Genomic DNA, 18,942 nt, shown 5'->3' on the forward strand with positions numbered 1-18,942 from the left:
CGTGCTGCGGGAGGACGCGCTGGCGGGTGCGCGCGTCCTCGTCACCGGCGGCGGGTCCGGACTGGGCCGGATGATGGCGGAGGCGCTGCTGCGGTGCGGCGCCGATGTCGAGATCTGGGGCCGGCGCCCCGGCCCGCTGGAGGAGACCGCCGCCACGCTCGGCGCGGAGCGCGTGCGCTGGCAAGCCGTGGACATCCGCGATGCGGAGGCGGTCGAGGCGGCTATCGCGGCCAGCTTCGAGGCCGGGCATGGCCCCACCCGCCTGATCAACAACGCGGCCGGGAACTTCATCTCCCGCACGGAGGACCTTTCGCCGCGGGGCTTCCGCGCCGTGTCGGACATCGTCTTCGCCGGGAGCTTCAACGTCACCCATGCGCTGGGAAAGCGCTGGATCGCGGCTGGGACCGGGGGTGCGGTGGTCAGCATCCTGGTCACCTGGATCTGGACCGGTTCGCCCTTCGTCGTGCCCTCGGCCATGAGCAAGGCCGGCATCGAGGCGATGACCAAGTCCCTTGCCTTGGAATGGGGCCGTTTCGGCATCCGCCTGAACGGCATCGCGCCAGGCCTGATCCCGACCGAGGGAATGCTGGCCCGCATCCGGCCCGGCGAGGCCGACCCGACGGGAAAGTGGTCCGTCCGCAACCCGCTGCGCCGTGCCGGCACGCCGGACGACATCGGCACCCTCGCCGCCTTCCTCCTGAGCGACGGCGCGGGCTGGATCACAGGGAACACCGTCGCGCTGGATGGCGGGCATTGGCTGGCCAATGGTGCCGGGACCTACATGGACTATGCCGCCTGGGGCGACGAGGAGTGGCAGGAAGCGCGCGACCGTATCCGCGCCACCAACGAGCGGGACAAGTCTAGCCGTAGGTGACGCTGTCATCCTTGGGCCGGCCGGAGGACCGGACCGGCCCACCCCCCGTCATTGCCAGCGCCACTGCCTCCGCCACGCGGATGCCGTCCACCCCTGCGGAGAAGATCCCGCCCGCGTAACCCGCACCCTCGCCGGCCGGGTAGAGGCCCGGCGTGTTCAGACTCTGGCAATCCTCGCCGCGCGGGATGCGCAGCGGCGAGGAGGTGCGTGTCTCCACTCCCGTCATCACCGCGTCGCCCATGGCGAAGCCCGGCAGGTCACGGTCGAATGCTGCCAGCGCTTCGCGCATCGCGGCCACCGCGAAATCCGGCAGGCAAGGTGCGAGGTCGGCGGGCGTCACGCCAGGCTGATAGGAGGGCGCGACCTCGCCGAGGGTGGTGGAGGCGCGGCCGGCCAGGAAGTCGCCCACGCGCTGCGCCGGAGCCCGGTAGTTCCTTCCGCCGGCTTCGAAGGCCCGCTCCTCCCATCGCCGCTGGAACTCGATGCCGGCCAGTGGTCCGCCCGGATAGTCCTCCGGGTTGATGCCGACCACGATGCCGGCATTCGCGTTGCGCTCGTCGCGCTGGTACTGGCTCATTCCGTTGGTGACGAGGCGCCCTGCCTCCGACGCTGCCGCGACGACACGCCCGCCGGGGCACATGCAGAAGGAGTAGACGCCGCGCCCGTTGGAGGCATGGTGGACCAGGCGGTAATCCGCGGCGCCCAGCAGCATGTTGCCCGCATTCGGCCCGAAGCGCCGCAGGTTGATCAGGGATTGCGGGTGCTCGATCCGCACGCCGACGGAGAAGGGCTTCGCCTCCATCTGCACGCCGCGCCCGTGCAGCATGGCGAAGCTGTCGCGCGCCGAGTGGCCAATGGCCAGGATGACGTGGCGCGCTTCCAGCCTTTCGCCGGTCGAAAGGTGCAAGGCGCGGATGGCGCGCGTTCCGGGGTCAGTCTCGATGTCGTCCACGCGTTGGCCGAAGCGGTATTCGCCGCCCAGCGCCGTGATCTCGCTGCGGATGCGCTCCACCATCTGGACGAGGCGGAATGTGCCGATATGCGGCTTGGAGATGAAGAGGATCTCCTCCGGCGCGCCGGCCTTCACGAACTCCTTCAGGAGCTTGCGGCCGAAGAAGAAGGGGTCGCGGATCTGCGACCACAGCTTGCCGTCGCTGAAGGTGCCCGCCCCGCCCTCGCCGAACTGGACGTTGCTTTCGGGGTTCAGGACCTGCCTGCGCCATAGCCCCCACGTGTCCTGCGTCCGCTCCCGCACCGCCTTTCCGCGCTCAAGGATGATGGGGCGGAAGCCGGACTGGGCAAGGATGAGCGCCGCCATCAGCCCACAGGGCCCGGTGCCGACCACGACGGGCCGATCGGCCAACCCCTCGGGTGCCTCGGCGACGAAGCGGTAGGTCATGTCCGGGCTGGGGCGCAGCCTCGGGTCGCGGGCCAGCAAGTCCGTCTCATCCCGCACTTCGGCGTCGACCGTGTAGGCCAGCATGATCCGGCGCGGGTTGCGCGCGTCGTAGCCACGGCGGAACACGGAATAGCGCGTCGGAGCCGCGCCCAGGCGTTCGGCGACGGCGGCGTCAAGCGCCTCGGGCGGGTGGTCCAGGGGAAGGCGAAGCTCGGTGAGGCGCAGCATGACCGGGCGGAGTTCGTCCGCCCGCGGGCTTACGTCAAGAAGCGTTCCTTCAGGATGCGGCGCAGCAGCTTCCCGGCCTCGGAGCGAGGCAGTTCCTCCACGAACTCGACGGCGCGCGGGACCTTCATCCGCCCGAGGTGGTTGCGGCAATGGGCTAGGAGGGCGTCCGGCGACGCATCGCCGCGTGCCACCACGAGCGCCAGGGGAATCTCGCCCAGATCGGCATCCCGCACCCCGATCACCGCGCATTCCGAAACATCGGGGTGGCGCGACAGCACCGCCTCGATCTCTGCCGGGTAGATGTTGACCCCGCCGGAAAGGATCAGGTCCGCCCGGCGGTCGGACAGGAACAGGTAGCCCGCCTCGTCCAAGGAACCGAGGTCGCCCAGCGTCGCCCAACCCTTGTTATTGTAGGACGCCTCAGTCTTGGCCGGGTCATTGTGGTAGGCGAAGCGGGCGCCGCCCTCGAACCAGACGCGCCCGATCTCGCCGGAGGGGAGTTCATTCCCTTCCTCGTCGGTGATGTGCAGCTGGCCATAGACGGCACGGCCGACGCTTCCCGGGCGCTCCATCCACTCCTGCGGCGAGATGACCGTGGTGCCGATGCCCTCGCTGCCGGCGTAGTACTCCCAAAGGATCGGCCCCCACCACGCCATCATGGCGCGCTTCACCTCGGCGGGGCATGGGGCGGCGGCATGGATGGCGCAGCGATGCGTGGACGGGTCGTGCCGCCGCCGCACCTCCTCCGGAAGGGCGAGGAGGCGCGCGAACATGGTCGGCACCCACTGGCTGTGCGTCACGCCGAAGCGCTCGATCATCGCGAGGCAGGTTTCGGCATCGAACTTCCGCAGGACCACGGCGGTGCCGCCATGGTCCATGGCGCGCTGGACGTAGCGGTTGGGCGCGGCGTGGTAGAGCGGCGCGGGAGAAAGATAGACCGTGTCCGCATCGAAGCCGTAGAGCCGCTTCCAGGTCATGTCGAACTCAGGCTTTGCGCGCTCTTCCCAGGGAGTGAGGGGACGGCGGATGCCCTTGGGCAATCCGGTCGTGCCGGAGGAATAGAGGAAATCCCGTCCCAGCGGACGTGGCGGCTCCGGCCAGGTCGCGGGCTGTCCTGCTGAAAGCCATTCCAGTGGTGCGAAGCCTGGCAGCACGCCCCCGGCGGCGTAGCGATGCGGGACATCGTCGAGGTCCAGCGCGGCGGCGAGCGTCGCGAGGCCCGCGTCGGCCACCAGCACGCGCGCGCCGGAATCACGCAGCACATGCGCCACCTCATGCGGGCGGAGATGGATGGAAAGCGGCGTGACCATCAGCCCGGCCCGTCTCGCGCCATAGCCCAGCACCAGGAAGTCCGGCGTGTTGGGCAGTAGCATCGCGATCCCCTCGCCCGGCGAGAGGCCCAGCGACAGGAGGCCGTTCGCCGCACGGTTCGCCGCTTCGTCCAGGGCGCGGAAGGTCAGGGATTCGCCGGTCTCGGGAAAGATCGCGCAGACCTTCTCGGGTGTTTCCGCAGCGCGTGCGGCCAGCAGCGGCATGGCGTTTCCTTTCCTCGTGGCAGCCATGCTTCCGGCTGCCCCGGCTTGCGTCAACCGCGCGTGCATGATGCCCTGCCCTCGCATCCGCGAAGGAGGAAACAGGATGGACGTGAAGGGGGCCGTCGCGATCGTGACGGGCGGCGCTTCTGGGCTCGGGCTGGCGACGGCGAAGCGCCTCGCCGCGCAGGGCGCCAGGATCATGATCGTGGACCTCGCCACTTCGAATGGCGAGGCGATGGCGAAGGAACTGGGCGGCGGCTTCGCAGTGGCCGACGTCGCCGACGAAGGCCAGATGCAGGAGGCGGTTGCCGCTGCCGAGAAGCTCGGCCCCGTGCGCGTGTTGGTTCATTGCGCGGGCCGCGGCGGCGCCCTCCGCATCCTGGAGAAGGACGGCACGCCGGGCAGCCTCGCGCAGTACGAGGCGATCATCCGCGTGAACCTCACCGGCTCCTTCAACGCGCTTCGCCTCGCTGCCGCGGCGATGGCGAGGACTGACGCAGTGGACGGCGAGCGGGGCGTCTGCATCCTCACCGCCTCCATCGCGGGGTATGAGGGACAGATAGGCCAGATTCCCTACGCGTCCTCCAAGGCCGGCGTGATCGGCATGACGATCGTCGCCGCGCGGGACCTTGCGTCGAAGGGAATTCGCGTCTGCACCATCGCCCCGGGCATCATGGACACGCCGATGCTCCAGCGTTTGTCGGACCCGGTGAAGCAATCCCTGGCGCAGGGTGTTCCCAACCCGCACCGGCTCGGGCTGCCGGAGGAGTACGGGCGCCTCGCCGCGCATATCGTCGAGAATGGCTACCTGAACGGCGAGACGATCCGCCTGGACGGCGCCCTGCGGATGGCGCCGCGCTGAGATGGGGTGCGGGCGGCGACGTGGCGCGCCGCCCGCCCTTTCCTCAGCGGCCCTGCGGCATGATTTCCGAGATGCGGACGGTCGCGGGCTGCGGACGGCTGCGGTCGAAGGTTCCGACCCAGATGTTGTAGTTCCCGCTCTGCGGCCGCTCGAACACCACGCCTGGATTCAACCCCTGAAAATCATCGTTGCAGAACCAGCGACCAGAGGGGTCATTGACGACGATGGTCGTGTCCACGGACGACACGGCACTGATGATGAGCGGGAAGGAGCCCGCCTCGTAGTTCACGTCCACGTCGGGACGGGAGAAGTCGATCCACCCGGCGCAGCCGGGGCCGATTCCGTCCGCCTGTCGGTCGCCGCCGGCCTCGACCGACACTTCGCGCGGGTCAGGCTGGAAGTCGGCGCGCAGATTCAGCGTGCCGTAGCGCGGATCGGCGCGCCAATCCGGGAAGGGAGTGCCTTGCGGCGCCTTCTGCTGCGCGAAGCCGCTCCCCGCGGCCAGTGCCACCCCCAGCACGGCCAGAGCAACGGTCTTTCTCATGAACGCGTCCTTCCTTGATATCTGTCTGTGGGAAAGCTGAACCGGTGTCGATCCGAAGTCAAAGCCGAGAATCATGAAGAATCCGTCGGCATTCGGTGGCCCGCCAGGGCGGCAGCGCCGCGCAGCCGGACGGGGATTGCCCTTCCACGGAAAGGCGCAGCAGCGCGAGGTCTTCCTCGCTGTCCACGTCGTGCCAAGCTGGCAGTTCCACCAAGCGCAGCCCGGCCGCGGCGCGACGGGTCGCCTCCATCAAACCCGGCGTGGACCACGGCATGTCGCGCAGAAGCGCAGGCAGCGGCCGCGACAGGGCAAGGAGGCAGTAGCCGCCATCAAGCGCCGGCACCAAGGCCGCGTCGGCGCCACCGCGCAGCCCCGCCATCGCCAACTCGGCAAGGGACGGCGGTAGTGTGGGCGCATCCGTGCCAAGGAGCAGGGAAGGATAGCCCAGCGTCTCGAAAGCGGCCTCCATGCGCCGGCCCAGGTCGCCGGCGGCCTGCGGCATCACGCTGAAGCCCGGCAGGGCCACCTCGCCCTCCGCGAAAGCGATGGCGCCCACGGAAAGGCGCTCCGCGATTTCCGCCGCGAGTGCGGCCGAGTCCTGCAGGAAGGCGCCCGCGAAGATTGCGGCCCGCTCCGCCCCCATCGTCGCCGCCAGGCGGGTCTTTCCACGCGCGGGGTCCTTGCACATCAGGCCAATCATGCTTGCGACCCTGCCACGGGCGCGAAGGGGCGATAAGGTAGCCCCCATGCTGGAAGCGGATCTCTGCATCGTCGGCGCAGGTTCAGGCGGTTTGTCGGTCGCGGCCGGCGCTGCACGGATGGGCGCCCGGGTCGTGCTGGTCGAGCGCGGGACGATGGGCGGCGAATGCCTGAACACGGGCTGCGTTCCATCCAAGGCGCTGCTTTCCGCGGCGCGCGACGACATGGCCTTCCCGGAAGCGATGGCGCGTGTCCGCGACGCCATCGCAGCCATCGCACCTCACGATTCGGAAGAAAGGTTCCGTGGCCTGGGCTGCGAGGTCATCCGCGCCTCTGCCCGCTTTGTGTCGCCACAAGAGATGGAGGCTGGTGGGCAGCGGATCCGCGCGCGGCGCTTCGTCCTGGCTACCGGCTCTCGCGCTGCCGTTCCCGACATCGCCGGCCTCGCCCCGCCCCTCACCAACGAGACGCTGTTCAGGCTAGAGTCACTGCCCACCCACCTCGCCATCCTCGGCGGCGGTCCTGTGGGAGTCGAGATGGCGCAGGGTTTCCGCCGCCTTGGAGCGCGGGTGACGCTGATCGAGCGCGGTCCACGCCTCCTCCCTCGCGACGAGCCGGACGCCTCCGCCCTCATCGAGAACGCTTTGGAACGGGAAGGCGTCACCGTCCGGCTAGGCGAGGCGCCCACGCTTGCGGCGGGAACGCGGCTCCACCTCCCCTCCGGGCCGGTCGAGGCCACGCATGTACTCGCGGCGGTCGGGCGCGTGCCGGTGACCGATGGCCTCGACCTTGAAGCGGGCGGCGTGGCGCACGATGCCAAGGGCATCACCGTGGATGACGGGCTTCGCAGCGTCAGCAACCGGCGCGTCTTCGCACTGGGTGACGTGGCGGGCCGCGGCCAATGGACCCATCTCGCAGGATGGCAGGCGGGCATCGTGCTGCGGCGGGCCCTGTTCCTGCTTCCTGCGCATGCCCGGCCGCGTGCCCTGCCCTCCGTCACCTATTGCGATCCGGAATCCGCGCAGGTCGGGCTGACCGAGGCCCAGGCACCGGGTTGCACCGTCCAGGTGGCTGAGCTGGCGCGCACCGATCGCGGCGTCACCGACGGCCTGACGGAGGGCCGCGTGAAGCTCGTTCTCGGCAAGCGCGGCAAGCTGCTCGGCTGCTCGATTGTCGGGCCGCATGCGGGTGAGATGATCGGGCTGCCGACTCTCGCCATCGCGCGCGGCCTCGGCGTGCGTGAGCTTGCCGGCTTGATCCTGCCTTACCCGACTTTGTCCGAGGCGCTGAAGCGCGCTGCCGGGCAGCACTTCGAGCCCACCTTGTTCGGACCGCGCACCCAGTCGCTGGTCCGCCTCATCCAGCGCTGGATGCCGTGAGGCGCATGCTCCTCGCCGCGGCGGCGCTAGTGCTGCTGCTCGTGGCGCTGCGCCTTTCTCCGCTGGGCGACGCGCTTTCGCTGGAAAAGCTACGCCAGCACCAGACGGGGCTGCTGGCGCTGGTGGAGCAACGGCCCATCCTGGCCGCGCTGCTGTTTCTCGGCGCCTATGTTGCGGTTGTGGCGCTCTCGCTTCCGGGCGCGACGGTGATGACGCTCACCAGCGGCTTCCTGTTCGGGCCACTCCCCGGCACCGCGCTGGCCGCGACCGGCGCGACTCTCGGCGCGGCGCTGGTCTTCCTGCTGGCCCGGCGGATCTTGGGCGCGGATGGGCTGGAAAGCCTAGGCGAGCGCGGCGCTCGGCTCGCAGCCTTGTTGCGGCAGGACGGCTTCCTCGTTCTGCTGGCGCTGCGCCTCGTGCCGCTCTTTCCCTTCGTGCTGGTGAACCTGCTGCCGCCCCTCGCCGGCATGCGGCTCCCGGTCTTTCTCGGGGCGACCGCGCTGGGCGTCGTTCCGGCCACCTTCGCCTTCGCGCTGGCCGGTTCCGGCCTGGGCGACGCGCTGGAGGGCGGGCGCGTCCTGACGCCCGGGCTGATCCTGGCGCTGTGCGGCCTCGCTCTGGTGGTGCTGCTGGGCATCCCGCTGCGACGGTGGCTCGAGCGGCGTTGAAAGCCCTCTTGGCCAGCCACCGGCGCCATGCGAATGTCCTCCCACTTTCGCAAGGATGCAGGATGCTCCGCCTTCTTCCCATTCTTCTGCTGGTTGCAGCGCCCGCCCTGGCCGAGACACGGCAGCCCAGCCCAGCGCAAAGGGCGCAGCAGGAAAGGATGCGAAGCTGCAACGCCGAGGCGAAGAGCCGCAGCCTTTCCGGCGAGCAGCGTCAGGGCTTCATGCGGACCTGCCTGCGCGGCCAGGCCAGCGGGGCGACGCAGCAGCCGATGTGAGCCGCTACCAGCGGCGCACGGGACCGCAGTCGAGATGCACGAAGCCGTCGCGCCGATACAGCCCGACACCGCCGGTCTGCATGTCGGCCGCGGCGCGCGCAATTCCCATGGAATCGCGGCCGGGAAGCCGGCAATCCAAGGCCATGCCGGACATGTGCAGCGAGACGCGTGACACGCGACGGGATTCCCGGGCGCGGGCCGCGTTGCTTTCGGGGGCCCGGTAGGCGCTGATCACGTCCCACATGTCGTCCGAGCCCAGGCGACGCTGCACCTGATGGAGCACGTCGAACAGGCGCGGGTCCATGGGCGTTGCTTCGTCCAGGCCAGGGTCGCGCAGCACCTCGTCAAGGCGGTGCAGGGCGTCGCGGTCATAGCGGCCGTCGCGCCAGTAGACGCCCCGGAAGGAGTCGCCGGTCTGGACGCGGCGCACGGCGATGGAGCGCGTGCCCGAGGCGACGCTCTGCGCCATGGCCGGGGCGGTCAGCAGGCCGAAGGCGGCGCCCAGCATCACGCGACGGGGAACGGCGTCGCACGCCACGCCGTCCCGGCAGGCCGGGCAGGTATCGTGAAAGAGTCGCATGGTGTGTCTAGCTCCGCGCCGCCACCGGAACGCGGGGAGCGCGGCTTTCCATTGCGCGCGCATAGGCCTGGTCGAGCCCATAAATGTCCGGACGGATCCGGACATCCCTCCCCGCGACCGTGACGGTCGAATAATGAAGGCGGATGGGTAGCTGTCGCCTCAGCGAGGCGACGGAGGTGGCGCGGGAGGCCAGCATGCGGTCTGCCCGCTCGCGATCCCAGCCGGGCATGCCGTCCAGGAGCAGCGTCAGGAAATCCATCGGGCGCTCCAGCCGGATGCAGCCCGATGAGAAGGCTCGGTCGGGGCGGCGGAAATACTGCCGCTCCGGCGTGTCATGCAGGAAGATGTCGTCCCCGTTCGGCATGATGAATTTCAGCCGGCCGAGGGCATTCAGGTCGCCCGCGTCCTGACGGAGGATGAAGGGGAAGCGGTCGGGGTGGACGGAGCGCCAGTCCACCGTCATCGGGTCGATTTCCGTCAGCTCGCCTTCAATCCAGCGGAAGATGCGGATGCCGCGCTGCGCGAGGGATTGCGGGTCGCGCCGGAGGCGCGGAAGCATGTCCTCCTTCGCGAGGCGCTGCGGCACGCCCCAGGGCGGGTTGAACTGCACGGCGGTCAAGCGCGTCACGATCATCGGCGTGGCGCGGGCGGGCCGGCCCACCACCACGGCCATGTCCATCAGCACCCGCTCCTCTTCCAGCACCAGGAGGCGGTAATCGGGGACGTTCACCTCGATGCGGCGTTCGCGTAGCGCGGGAGCAAGGCCGCGCCGCATGTCGAGCGCGACCCTGATCTGGTCGACCTGATGCTGCGGCGAGCGATTGAGCGCGGCGAAGGTCAGGGCGCCGACACGACCATCGGCCTCCAGCCCCGCGTCGCTCTGGAAGCGGCGCACCGCGGCGACCAGCGCCTCGTTGAACTCCTCGCCGGTGCCGGGGTGGGCGGCAAGCTGGGGATCGGTCGCAGCGAGGCGCGCGCGCAGGGCCGGCACTCGGGCAGCGTCGAGGGCACCCGGCTCCAACGTGCCACCCGCGCTGGGAACGGCGGGAAGCGGGCGCAGCGCGCGGGCACGGGCAGCAGCGAGGCCCGCCTTCAGCGCCGCGACCTCCGGCCCTGCCTGGGCAGCACGGTCCAGCGCCTCGACCGGCTCGGCGGATTGTGTGATCTGCGCCAGCCATGGCCCGAGCGGGTGCGCCGCCGTATCACGCCTCAGGTCCACACGTCCGGCTGGGACGCCCGCGCGCCCATGCAGGAGGTCCGTCATGACCATTCCGGCTGCGCGCAGGATGGCGGCTGGATCGGACAGGGTCGCCGGGCCAAGATCGTACCAGCGCGGGTCCAGCCCGTCCTCCTCGACGCGCAGCAGCCGCTCGGCCAAGCGCGCAAGGGCTTCCGGGCTTGCCGCGATGGCGCGCGTCTGTGCACGGGCGTGCCCCGAGGCAGCGCCGAGCGCCGCGACGGCGGCCAGGAAATGGCGACGATCCATGGGCCGGTTCTACACGCCTCGCCGGCGCGGCGCAAAGCGCGGGTAAGCCCTCATCCATCGCCCGAACCTTGCAGGACGGGCAATCCGTGAAAGCCCGTCTTGCCTCATCGCCATACGCTCGACCTCAGGCAGCGGGGGTCAGCAGCACCAATGCCTCGCCCTCTTCAACCGCATCGCCCGGCGCATGGGGCACGGCTTCGATCCGGCCGGCAAAGGGCGCGTGGAACTTCAGTTCCGTCTTCATCGCTTCCATGACCGCTAGGAGCTGGCCCTCCGCGACCTTGTCGCCGGCCGCAACCAGCAATTGCACCAGCCGGCCGGGGATGGGCGCGAGCAAGGTCCCGGCATCCCCGGCTTCGGAGCCGGAGCTGGGCGTCTCGACAAGCTCCAGGCGCCAGGCCTCACCGGGCCGGATGACCCGCAGGACGTCGCCCTCTACCGTAAGTCGGGCGCCCGATGCGTCAGGCGCCACGCCGTCCAGCATCACACCGGAGGGCGAGCGCCGCACGGTAAGAGCATGGGTGGCAATCCCGTCCGACCAGTGCTCTACCCGCTCCGCCACGCCCTGGAGCCGGAACCCGTCCTGCCGGTTCCACGGTCCTGACACCTCCCGCGCCCGGGGCCATGCCAGCGCGGCGGCGAGGAGAGGCGCAGGCATCGGGCGCTGGGCGGCCAGCAATGCCTCCGCGTGGCGGGTGATGAACCCCGTGTCCAGCTCCAGTGCACGCAACGCGGGATGCCGTGCCAAGCGGCGGAGGAAAGGGAGGTTCGTGGCGAAGCCTTCTAGCGACGCCGCCTCCAGCGCCTCAGCGAGGCGGTCCAGGGCAGCATCGCGATCCTCGCCCCAGGCGATCAGCTTGGCCAGCATCGGGTCATAGAAGGAGGTGACGGCGTCACCGGTGCGGAACCCCGCATCCAGCCGCAGCCCCTTCCCTTCGGGCACCTCCAGCCGCGCGATTTGTCCGGTGGAGGGCCGGAAATCCTGGGCCGCGTCCTCGGCGTAAAGACGCACCTCGACCGCGTGGCCTTTCGGCGCCGGAGGGAGGTCGGAAGGCAAGGTGTCACCAGACGCAACGCGCAATTGCCATTCCACGAGGTCGAGGCCGGTTACCATCTCGGTGACCGGATGCTCGACCTGGAGGCGCGTGTTCATCTCCAGGAAATAGGCCTCGTCGGCCTCCACGATGAATTCCACCGTTCCGGCATTCACGTAGCCCACGGCGCGCGCGGCGTTCACCGCCGCCTCGTGCAGCCTGTCGCGCAGAGCCTCGGGCAGGGCCGGCGCAGGCGCTTCCTCCAGCACCTTCTGATGGCGCCGCTGCACCGAGCAATCCCGCGTGTGGAGGTGGACGATGCGGCCATGGGTGTCGCCCAACACCTGCACCTCCACGTGGCGCGGCCGAGCGAGGTAGCGTTCCAGCAGGACGCGCGCATCGCCGAAGGCGGCTTCCGCCTCGCGCCGGGCTCCCGCCAGCTCAGCGACGAAATCCTCGGGTCGCTGGGCGGGGCGCATCCCCTTCCCGCCCCCGCCGGCGCTCGCCTTGATCAGCACGGGAAAGCCGATCCGCCGCGCCTCGGCTTCGAGCACCGCGTCCGATTGGTCCTCGCCATGGTAGCCGGGCACGGTCGGCACGCCGGCCGCCACCATCAGGCGCTTGCTTTCTGCCTTGGAACCCATGGCCCGGATCGCCCCCGGGCCCGGTCCGACGAAGGTGATGCCGGCTGCGGCGCAGGCCTCGGCGAAAGCGGCGTTCTCGCTGAGGAAGCCGTAGCCCGGATGGATCGCGTCGGCGCCGGTGCGGCGCGCCACCTCCAGTATCGCCTCGGCACGCAGGTAGGATTCCGCTGCGGGGGCGGGGCCGATGCAGTGCGCCTCGTCTGCCACTTCTACATGCAGCGCGTGGCGGTCGGCTTCCGAATACAAGGCGATGACCCGGCAACCGAGGCGCCGCGCGGTGCGGGTGATGCGGACGGCGATCTCGCCGCGATTGGCGATGAGCAGGGTGCGGAACATGGCGCTCACATCCGAAAGAGTGGTGCGGCGCGACGCTCACCGGGCTCGTGCATCGCTGCGTGCAGCGCAAGGCCCAGCACGTCCCGGCTGAGGGCAGGCGGAATGATGCCGTCATCCCAGAGCCGCGCCGTGGCATGGTAGGGATCTCCCTCGCGCTCGTACTTGTCGCGGATCGGAGCCTTGAAGGTCTCCTCCTCCTCCGCGCTCCAGGACTTGCCGGCGGCCTCCAGGTTGTCGCGCCGAAGCGTGGCGAGGACGCTCGCCGCCTGCTCGCCGCCCATGACGGAGATGCGCGAGTTGGGCCAGGTGAAAAGGAAGCGCGGCGAATAGGCGCGGCCGCACATGCCATAGTTCCCCGCGCCAAAGGATCCGCCGGTGATCAGCGTCAGCTTGGGCACCGAGGCAGTGGCGACGGCGGTGACCAGCTTCGCGCCATCCTTGGCGATGCCGCCCGTCTCATATTTCCGCCCCACCATGAAGCCGGCGATGTTCTGCAGGAACAGCAGCGGGATGCCGCGCTGGCAGCAAAGTTCGATGAAATGCGCACCCTTCTGCGCACTCTCGCTGAACAGGATTCCGTCATTCGCGAGGATGCCCACAGGCATGCCCCAGAGATGCGCGAAGCCTGTGACGAGAGTCGTGCCGTAGCGCGGCTTGAATTCGTCCAGCTCGGACCGGTCCACGATGCGCGCGATGATCTCGCGCGCCGGCACTGGCTGCCGCACGTCGCTGGGAACCAGACCGTGCAGTTCGGCCGGGTCGTAGGCGGGTGGCCCAGCGACGCGCGGGGGCGCATGCGGCTTCGGCGCGTTGAGGTTACCGACGATGCGCCGCAGCAGCGCAAGGGCGTGGTGGTCATCCTCGGCCAGATGGTCGGCGACCCCAGACAGGCGGGTGTGCACGTCGCCCCCGCCGAGATCCTCGGCGCTCACCACCTCCCCGGTTGCGGCCTTCACCAAAGGCGGGCCGCCAAGGAAGATCGTGCCCTGGTTGCGGACGATCACTGCCTCGTCGCACATGGCGGGGACATAGGCGCCGCCCGCGGTGCAGGAGCCCATGACAGCGGCGATCTGTGGGATTCCCTCGGCCGACATGTTGGCTTGGTTGAAGAAGATGCGGCCGAAATGCTCGCGATCAGGGAAGATCTCGTCCTGGTTCGGGAGGTTGGCTCCGCCCGAATCCACGAGGTAGAGGCAAGGCAGGCGGTTCTCCCGCGCGACCTCCTGGGCGCGAAGGTGCTTCTTCACCGTCAGCGGAAAATAGGTCCCGCCCTTCACGGTGGCGTCGTTCGCGACGACCACGCAAAGCCGACCCGACACCATGCCCAGCCCCGTGACAAGCCCAGCTCCCGGCACCTCATCGCCATAAAGGCCATTCGCTGCGAGCGGACTCAGTTCCAGGAATGGAGCGCCGGGATCGAGCAGGTTCTCGACCCGCGCGCGAGGCAAGAGCTTGCCGCGTGACAGGTGCTTCTGTCGCGCCGCCTCTGGTCCACCCAGCGCGGCGCGCGCGGTCCGGGAGGAAAGTTCCGCCAGCAGCGCGTCCATGCGGGCGCGGTTGGCGCGAGATTCCTCGGTCCGAAGGTTCAGCTTGGATGCGATGCGCACCTACGCCGTCTCCCGGAAGATCTCGCGTCCGATCAGAAGGCGGCGGATCTCGCTGGTCCCGGCACCGATCTCGTAGAGCTTGGCATCGCGCAGGAGGCGGCCGGTCGGGTAGTCGTTGATGTAGCCATTGCCCCCGAGGATCTGGATCGCATCCAGCGCGGCGCGTGTCGCCTCCTCCGCCGCGAAGAGGATGGCGCCGGCTGCGTCCTTGCGTGTCGTCTTGCCGGCGTCGCAGGCACGGGCCACGGCGTAGACATAGGCGCGCGCCGCATTGAGCCGTGTGTACATGTCGGCGACCTTGCCCTGGATGAACTGGAACTCGCCGATCGGGCTGCCGAATTGCTGTCGCTGATGGATATAAGGCACCACCACGTCCAGGCAGGCCTGCATGATGCCGAGCGGCCCCGCCGCCAGCACCGCCCGCTCATAGTCAAGCCCGGACATGAGCACCCGCACACCGCCATTCACGGCGCCCAGCACGTTCTCCTCCGGCACCTCGCAGTTCTCGAAGACGAGTTCCGAGGTGGGCGAGCCACGCATGCCAAGCTTGTCCAGCTTCTGCGCCGGGGTGAAACCCTTGAAGCCGCGCTCGACGATGAAGGCGGTGATGCCCTTCGGACCGGCCTCCGGCTCCGTCTTGGCATAGACGATGATCGTTTCGGCGTAGTGGGCGTTGGTGATCCAGAGCTTCGTGCCGTTCAGCACGTAGCGGTCGCCGCGCTTCTCCGCCCGCAGCTTCATGGAGACGACGTCCGAGCCCGCGCCCGGCTCGCTCATCGCCAGCGCGCCGAGGTGATCGCCGCTGATCAGCTTGGGAAGGTAGCGGGCCTTCTGCGCCTCCGTCCCATTCCGCTCGATCTGGTTGACGCACAGATTGCTGTGCGCTCCATAGGACAGGCCGATGCTGGCCGAGGCGCGGCTGACCTCCTCCATCGCCACGCAATGGGCGAGGTACCCCATTCCGGCGCCGCCATGCTCCTCGCTGGCGGTGATGCCATGCAGGCCGAGCGCGCCCATCTCCGGCCAAAGGTGGCGCGGGAACTCGTCGGTGCGGTCGATCTCTGCGGCGAGCGGCGCGATGCGCTGGTCGCTGAAGCCGCGCACCGTGTCGCGCAGGGCCTCGACGGGTTCGCCCAGGGCAAAGTCCAGTCCGGGTGGCGTGTTCGGGATCATGGCAGCCTGTTCCAGTTCTCGCGCAGGGTGCGCCGCATGATCTTGCCTGTCGCTGTCTGCGGCAACTCCGCGACGAAGCGGATGTGGCGGGGATAAAGATGGCCGGCAAGGCGGGTCCGGACATGGGCCTGGAGGGCTGCCTCCAATTCCGGGCTGCCGGGATGGCCGGCGCGCAGGACGACCGCCGCGGCCACCGCCTCGGTCCGCATAGGGTCGGGAATGCCGATCACGGCGGCGGCGGCCACGGCCTCGTGCCGCATTAGGCAGTCCTCGACCTCGCCAGGGCCGATCCGGTAGCCGGCGGAGGTGATGACATCGTCGGCGCGACCGAGAAAGCGGATGAAGCCGTCAGCGTCCATCTCGCCGGCATCGCCGGTCATGAGCCATCCGTCGCGGAACTTGGCCGCGGTGTCACCGGGCCGCTTCCAATAGCCCAGGAACATGACGGGATCGGGCGAGCGGACCGCGATCTCGCCCTCCACGATGGCAAGCTCGTGCCCTGGCACGGCGCGGCCCGCCCAGCCCGGCTTCGGCGGGAAAAGGACGCCGCATGAGGAGACGACGAGGTTGCACTCGGTCTGGCCGTAGAACTCGTTGATCGAAACCCCGAAGGCCTCCCTCCCCCATTCCAGCATCTCCGCGCCCAGTGTCTCGCCACCCGAACCGATGGAACGGGGCCGCGCCCCGAGCCGCGCCGGGTCAGGCACTTGCCGCATGAGGCGCAGCGCGGTGGGCGGCAGGAACAAGTTGCGGATGCCCTGGCGGGCAACCAGGTGGAACGCTTCCTCCGGGTCGAACTTGGCCATGCGGTGCGCCATCACTGCAACGCCGTGGAACAGGCTGGGCAGCAGCACGTCCAGCAGCCCGCCGATCCAGGCCCAGTCAGCCGGGGTCCAGAACAGGTCGCCGGGCTGGGGGAAGAGGTCCTGCGGCATCTCCACCCCCGGCAGATGGCCAAGCAGCACCCGGTGCGCATGAAGCGCTCCCTTGGGGGAGCCGGTCGTGCCGCTGGTGTAGATGATCAGCGCAGGGTCCTCGGCCGAGGTCTCTGCGCATTCGTGACGGTCGCTCGCGCGCTCCATGGCGGCCCGCATGTCCAGGGCGCCCGGCCCGATGCTGAACACCAGCGGACCCGTTGGAAGCTTCTGGAGTCCCTCCCCGTCCGTGACGACGGCGCGCGCATCGCAGTCCGCGAGGCGATAGGCGATGGCATCCGCGCCGAACAGCCCGAACAGCGGCACGGCAATCGCACCGATGCGGTAGATCGCGATATGCGCCACCGCCGTCTCGACCGCTTGCGGCAGCAGCACCCCGACGCGGTCCCCCGGCAAGATGCCATGGGCAAGGAGGACATTCGCCATGCGTGAGGCCTGCTGCAGCAACTCGTCGAAGGTGACTCGCGACCCGTCCGGACGCAGCAGGGCGACGCGTCCCGTGCCATCCGCCCAACGGTCGCAGCAGGCCCGGGCGATGTTGAACCGTTCCGGGATGTCCCACCGGAAATCACGGCGCCAGGCTTCGTAGGAGGTCACAGCCAACGCTTGCGCCGCTTGTAGCTCTTGATGTTCTTGAAGGACTTGCGATCCGCGCCGTGGCCGCCGAGGTAGAACTCCTTCACATCCTCGTTGTCCATCAGCGAGGCCGCGGTGCCGTCCAGCACCACTTTGCCCTGCTCCATGACGTAGCCATAAGAGGCCACGGAGAGCGCCATCCGCGCATTCTGCTCCACAAGCAGGATGGTGATGCCGAGGTCTCGGTTCAGCTTGCGGATGATGCCGAACACCTCCTTCACCAGGAGCGGCGAGAGCCCCATGGAAGGTTCGTCCATCAGGATCAGCTTAGGCTGCGCCATCAGGGCGCGGCCGATGGCAAGCATCTGCTGTTCCCCACCCGAGAGGTAGCCCGCGAGGCCCGTCCGCTCCCTCAAACGCGGGAAGTAGGAATACACCATGTCGATGTCGCGCTTCACCGCGCCATCGGAACGCGTGAAGGCGCCGAGACGAAGATTCTCCTGGCACGTCATGTCGGCGACAATGCGGCGTCCCTCCATCACCTGGAAGATGCCGCGCCGGACGATGTCATGCGCCTCGATGCCGTTGATCCGGTCGCCCAGGAAGCGGATCTCGCCCCTCGTGACCTCGCCCTCCTCCGTGCGGAGCAGGCCGGAGATCGCCTTGAGCGTGGTGGACTTGCCCGCGCCATTGGCGCCGAGCAGGGCGACGATCTCGCCCTGCGGCACTTCCAGCGAAAGGCCCCGAAGCACCAGGATGACGTCGTTGTAGACGACCTCGATGTTGTTGACCTGGAGCAGCGGGCCCGTCATCGCTTACCAGCCCAGCCAGTCGCGGCGGCGCTCGAGATTGACCGTCGTCACCGGCTCCAGCCGCATGGTGCCGTTGCGCATCAGTTCATCCACGCTGGCCTGGGTCGTGTCGCCCTGCACCACCGAGCGGTAGAGCGCGACGGCGAGCGTGCCGCGATGGTCCTCGTTCGAGAAGTTGGAGGGCGCGCAGACTCCCTGGAATCCTTCGGGCACCCAATCGCGCCGGGCATAGAAGCCATCGCGGATGCGTTCCCCGGTGATCTGGCCACCATTGGCCGCCGCCGTCTCCATCGCCTCGACCATCAGCATCGCCGCGCAGACCCCGGCGAGGTAGTGCACAGGACGGTAGGCATTGCCCGCCTGGTCGCTCATACGCGAGATGGCACGGACCTGGTTCATGCCAGGCGCATCCTGGCCCCAGACTGCCGCGGTGCGTACAGGGAAGACTACGCCATTCGCCGCGGCACCGGCGGCCTTCATCGCGTTCTCATCCATTCCCCACACATTGCCGAGAAACTGCGCCTGCACGCCCACCGTCTGGCACGCCCGCAGGACGGAAATGTTGGAGCCGGCGGTGTTGCCGAGATAGGCGTAGTTCGCGCCCTGATTCCGCAGCGTGAGGCACTGGGCGGTGTAGTCACCCGGCGTCAGCGCGAACTGGATGGCGGGCAGCACCTCGAAGCCGAGTTCCTGCGCCAGGGCCTCGCCCGCCGCCTTGGGCGAGTTCGGATAGGGATGGTTGGCGCCCATGTGGACGTATTTCGGCCGCCCTTGCTGGCCGCGCCGCTGCCAGTCGTCGCGTGCCCACATCAGCATGGCGCGCAATGCGTCGCTGTAGGAAGGACCGTAGAAGAAGTTGAACGGTGCGGCCTTGTCGGCGCGTGGGGCACGTCCCGTCGGGTCGGTCAGCGCGGCGGAATAGGAGCCGGAGATGTAGGGAACGCGGTCGCGCGTGTTGAAGGTGATCAGCGCCTCGGTGTCCACCGTGCCCCAGCCCTGAATCGCGACCGGACGCTCACGGCCCATCCAGGACTGGTACTGGCTGATGGCGCGCGGCGCCTGGTAGCCGTAATCCACCGTCATCACGTTCATCGGACGACCGCCGACGCGGCGATTGGCGTTCACCCAGGCCAGCGCATCCTGCACGCCGCGCCCGTAGGGCACGCCGACATCCGAGGTTGCGCCCGAGTAATCCGCGATATGCCCAACCTGGATGGGCGCCTGCGCCAGCGCGGGGCTCGCCCCCAAGGCCAGCGCGGCCGCGAGAAGGGTCTTCTTCATGGACGTGTCCTCCGG

The 18,942-nt window shown here is 69.2% G+C and carries 17 protein-coding genes; 5 read left to right on the forward strand and 12 right to left on the reverse strand.

Translation table 11 applies throughout. The features are described from left to right. Nucleotide 1 precedes the first annotated feature (1 nt). Entirely contained in the window at nt 2-874 is an 873-nt protein-coding gene (locus OF850_RS03505; RefSeq protein ID WP_301588852.1) for an SDR family oxidoreductase, read from the forward strand. Here the strand turns inward: OF850_RS03505 and OF850_RS03510 are convergent. Beyond that, nucleotides 861-2,501 (reverse strand): NAD(P)/FAD-dependent oxidoreductase, encoded by a 1,641-nt coding sequence (locus OF850_RS03510; RefSeq protein WP_301588360.1) that lies wholly within the window; start codon nt 2,499-2,501, stop codon nt 861-863. The genes OF850_RS03505 and OF850_RS03510 overlap by 14 nt on opposite strands. Nucleotides 2,502-2,530: 29 nt before the next feature. Beyond that, nucleotides 2,531-4,036: an AMP-binding protein gene (locus OF850_RS03515; protein WP_301588361.1), complete on the reverse strand. Its 1,506-nt coding sequence runs from the start codon at nt 4,034-4,036 to the stop codon at nt 2,531-2,533. A gap of 103 nt (nt 4,037-4,139) precedes the next feature. Here OF850_RS03515 and OF850_RS03520 point away from each other — a divergent pair, with 103 nt between their 5' ends. Then, entirely contained in the window at nt 4,140-4,898 is a 759-nt protein-coding gene (locus OF850_RS03520; RefSeq protein ID WP_301588362.1) for an SDR family NAD(P)-dependent oxidoreductase, read from the forward strand. Nucleotides 4,899-4,941: 43 nt separating this feature from the next. Here the strand turns inward: OF850_RS03520 and OF850_RS03525 are convergent, their stop codons facing one another. Together OF850_RS03525 and OF850_RS03530 are read right to left on the reverse strand one after the other, a co-directional pair. Further along, nucleotides 4,942-5,442, reverse strand: a complete 501-nt coding sequence (locus OF850_RS03525; RefSeq protein WP_301588363.1) for a hypothetical protein — start codon at nt 5,440-5,442, stop codon at nt 4,942-4,944. Between the two features lie 58 nt (nt 5,443-5,500). Continuing rightward, a complete protein-coding gene (locus OF850_RS03530) occupies nt 5,501-6,130 on the reverse strand; it encodes a TIGR04282 family arsenosugar biosynthesis glycosyltransferase (RefSeq protein WP_301588365.1) in 630 nt (209 codons plus the stop codon). 58 nt (nt 6,131-6,188) lie between these two features. Between OF850_RS03530 and OF850_RS03535 the strand changes: the two genes are divergently transcribed. The 3 genes from OF850_RS03535 to OF850_RS03545 all read left to right on the forward strand — a co-directional run bounded on the left by OF850_RS03535 (nt 6,189) and on the right by OF850_RS03545 (nt 8,463). Then, complete coding sequence (locus OF850_RS03535; protein ID WP_301588367.1) at nt 6,189-7,520, forward strand: dihydrolipoyl dehydrogenase family protein; 1,332 nt, start codon at nt 6,189-6,191, stop codon at nt 7,518-7,520. Nucleotides 7,521-7,525: 5 nt separating this feature from the next. Next, the gene (locus OF850_RS03540; protein WP_301588853.1) at nt 7,526-8,188 is read left to right on the forward strand and encodes a TVP38/TMEM64 family protein; all 663 of its coding nucleotides are present in this window, start codon (nt 7,526-7,528) and stop codon (nt 8,186-8,188) included. 62 nt (nt 8,189-8,250) lie between these two features. Beyond that, nucleotides 8,251-8,463 carry a PsiF family protein gene (locus OF850_RS03545; protein ID WP_301588369.1) on the forward strand — a complete coding sequence of 71 codons (213 nt, stop codon included), beginning with the start codon at nt 8,251-8,253 and terminating at the stop codon, nt 8,461-8,463. A 4-nt stretch (nt 8,464-8,467) separates the two neighbouring features. Here the strand turns inward: OF850_RS03545 and OF850_RS03550 are convergent, their stop codons facing one another. From OF850_RS03550 to OF850_RS03585, 8 genes are all read right to left on the reverse strand, one after another. After that, nucleotides 8,468-9,043: a DUF882 domain-containing protein gene (locus OF850_RS03550; protein WP_301588370.1), complete on the reverse strand. Its 576-nt coding sequence runs from the start codon at nt 9,041-9,043 to the stop codon at nt 8,468-8,470. Between the two features lie 7 nt (nt 9,044-9,050). Next, nucleotides 9,051-10,529 (reverse strand): L,D-transpeptidase family protein, encoded by a 1,479-nt coding sequence (locus tag OF850_RS03555; RefSeq protein ID WP_301588372.1) that lies wholly within the window; start codon nt 10,527-10,529, stop codon nt 9,051-9,053. A gap of 124 nt (nt 10,530-10,653) precedes the next feature. Next, nucleotides 10,654-12,543 carry an acetyl/propionyl/methylcrotonyl-CoA carboxylase subunit alpha gene (locus OF850_RS03560; RefSeq protein WP_301588373.1) on the reverse strand — a complete coding sequence of 630 codons (1,890 nt, stop codon included), beginning with the start codon at nt 12,541-12,543 and terminating at the stop codon, nt 10,654-10,656. 5 nt (nt 12,544-12,548) lie between these two features. After that, the gene (locus tag OF850_RS03565; RefSeq protein ID WP_301588854.1) at nt 12,549-14,090 is read right to left on the reverse strand and encodes a carboxyl transferase domain-containing protein; all 1,542 of its coding nucleotides are present in this window, start codon (nt 14,088-14,090) and stop codon (nt 12,549-12,551) included. 60 nt (nt 14,091-14,150) lie between these two features. Next, nucleotides 14,151-15,323, reverse strand: a complete 1,173-nt coding sequence (locus OF850_RS03570; protein ID WP_301588374.1) for an isovaleryl-CoA dehydrogenase — start codon at nt 15,321-15,323, stop codon at nt 14,151-14,153. Further along, entirely contained in the window at nt 15,320-16,855 is a 1,536-nt protein-coding gene (locus tag OF850_RS03575) for an AMP-binding protein (RefSeq protein ID WP_301588375.1), read from the reverse strand. The genes OF850_RS03570 and OF850_RS03575 overlap by 4 nt, the downstream gene beginning before the upstream one ends. After that, on the reverse strand, nt 16,852-17,646 hold the full coding sequence (locus OF850_RS03580) for an ABC transporter ATP-binding protein (protein ID WP_301588377.1): 795 nt from the start codon (nt 17,644-17,646) through the stop codon (nt 16,852-16,854). Before OF850_RS03580 ends, OF850_RS03575 begins: the two co-directional genes overlap by 4 nt. 3 nt (nt 17,647-17,649) lie before the next feature. Continuing rightward, the gene (locus OF850_RS03585) at nt 17,650-18,927 is read right to left on the reverse strand and encodes an ABC transporter substrate-binding protein (RefSeq protein WP_301588379.1); all 1,278 of its coding nucleotides are present in this window, start codon (nt 18,925-18,927) and stop codon (nt 17,650-17,652) included. Nucleotides 18,928-18,942 lie beyond the last annotated feature (15 nt).

Source organism: Sabulicella glaciei, from assembly GCF_026183895.1.
In the GTDB taxonomy this organism is placed as follows: Bacteria; Pseudomonadota; Alphaproteobacteria; order Acetobacterales; family Acetobacteraceae; genus Roseococcus; species Roseococcus glaciei.

What these genes read in the sequence shown, in the direction of transcription:
- OF850_RS03515 (WP_301588361.1), bottom strand. Translation starts at nt 4,036, where the DNA reads ATGCCGCTGCTGGCCGCACGCGCTGCGGAAACACCCGAGAAGGTCTGC.
- OF850_RS03530 (WP_301588365.1), bottom strand. Translation starts at nt 6,130, where the DNA reads ATGTGCAAGGACCCCGCGCGTGGAAAGACCCGCCTGGCGGCGACGATG.
- OF850_RS03560 (WP_301588373.1), bottom strand. Translation starts at nt 12,543, where the DNA reads ATGTTCCGCACCCTGCTCATCGCCAATCGCGGCGAGATCGCCGTCCGC.
- OF850_RS03550 (WP_301588370.1), bottom strand. Translation starts at nt 9,043, where the DNA reads ATGCGACTCTTTCACGATACCTGCCCGGCCTGCCGGGACGGCGTGGCG.
- OF850_RS03565 (WP_301588854.1), bottom strand. Translation starts at nt 14,090, where the DNA reads ATGGACGCGCTGCTGGCGGAACTTTCCTCCCGGACCGCGCGCGCCGCG.
- OF850_RS03580 (WP_301588377.1), bottom strand. Translation starts at nt 17,646, where the DNA reads ATGACGGGCCCGCTGCTCCAGGTCAACAACATCGAGGTCGTCTACAAC.
- OF850_RS03525 (WP_301588363.1), bottom strand. Translation starts at nt 5,442, where the DNA reads ATGAGAAAGACCGTTGCTCTGGCCGTGCTGGGGGTGGCACTGGCCGCG.
- OF850_RS03545 (WP_301588369.1), top strand. Translation starts at nt 8,251, where the DNA reads ATGCTCCGCCTTCTTCCCATTCTTCTGCTGGTTGCAGCGCCCGCCCTG.
- OF850_RS03535 (WP_301588367.1), top strand. Translation starts at nt 6,189, where the DNA reads ATGCTGGAAGCGGATCTCTGCATCGTCGGCGCAGGTTCAGGCGGTTTG.
- OF850_RS03510 (WP_301588360.1), bottom strand. Translation starts at nt 2,501, where the DNA reads ATGCTGCGCCTCACCGAGCTTCGCCTTCCCCTGGACCACCCGCCCGAG.
- OF850_RS03585 (WP_301588379.1), bottom strand. Translation starts at nt 18,927, where the DNA reads ATGAAGAAGACCCTTCTCGCGGCCGCGCTGGCCTTGGGGGCGAGCCCC.
- OF850_RS03570 (WP_301588374.1), bottom strand. Translation starts at nt 15,323, where the DNA reads ATGATCCCGAACACGCCACCCGGACTGGACTTTGCCCTGGGCGAACCC.
- OF850_RS03555 (WP_301588372.1), bottom strand. Translation starts at nt 10,529, where the DNA reads ATGGATCGTCGCCATTTCCTGGCCGCCGTCGCGGCGCTCGGCGCTGCC.
- OF850_RS03540 (WP_301588853.1), top strand. Translation starts at nt 7,526, where the DNA reads ATGCTCCTCGCCGCGGCGGCGCTAGTGCTGCTGCTCGTGGCGCTGCGC.
- OF850_RS03520 (WP_301588362.1), top strand. Translation starts at nt 4,140, where the DNA reads ATGGACGTGAAGGGGGCCGTCGCGATCGTGACGGGCGGCGCTTCTGGG.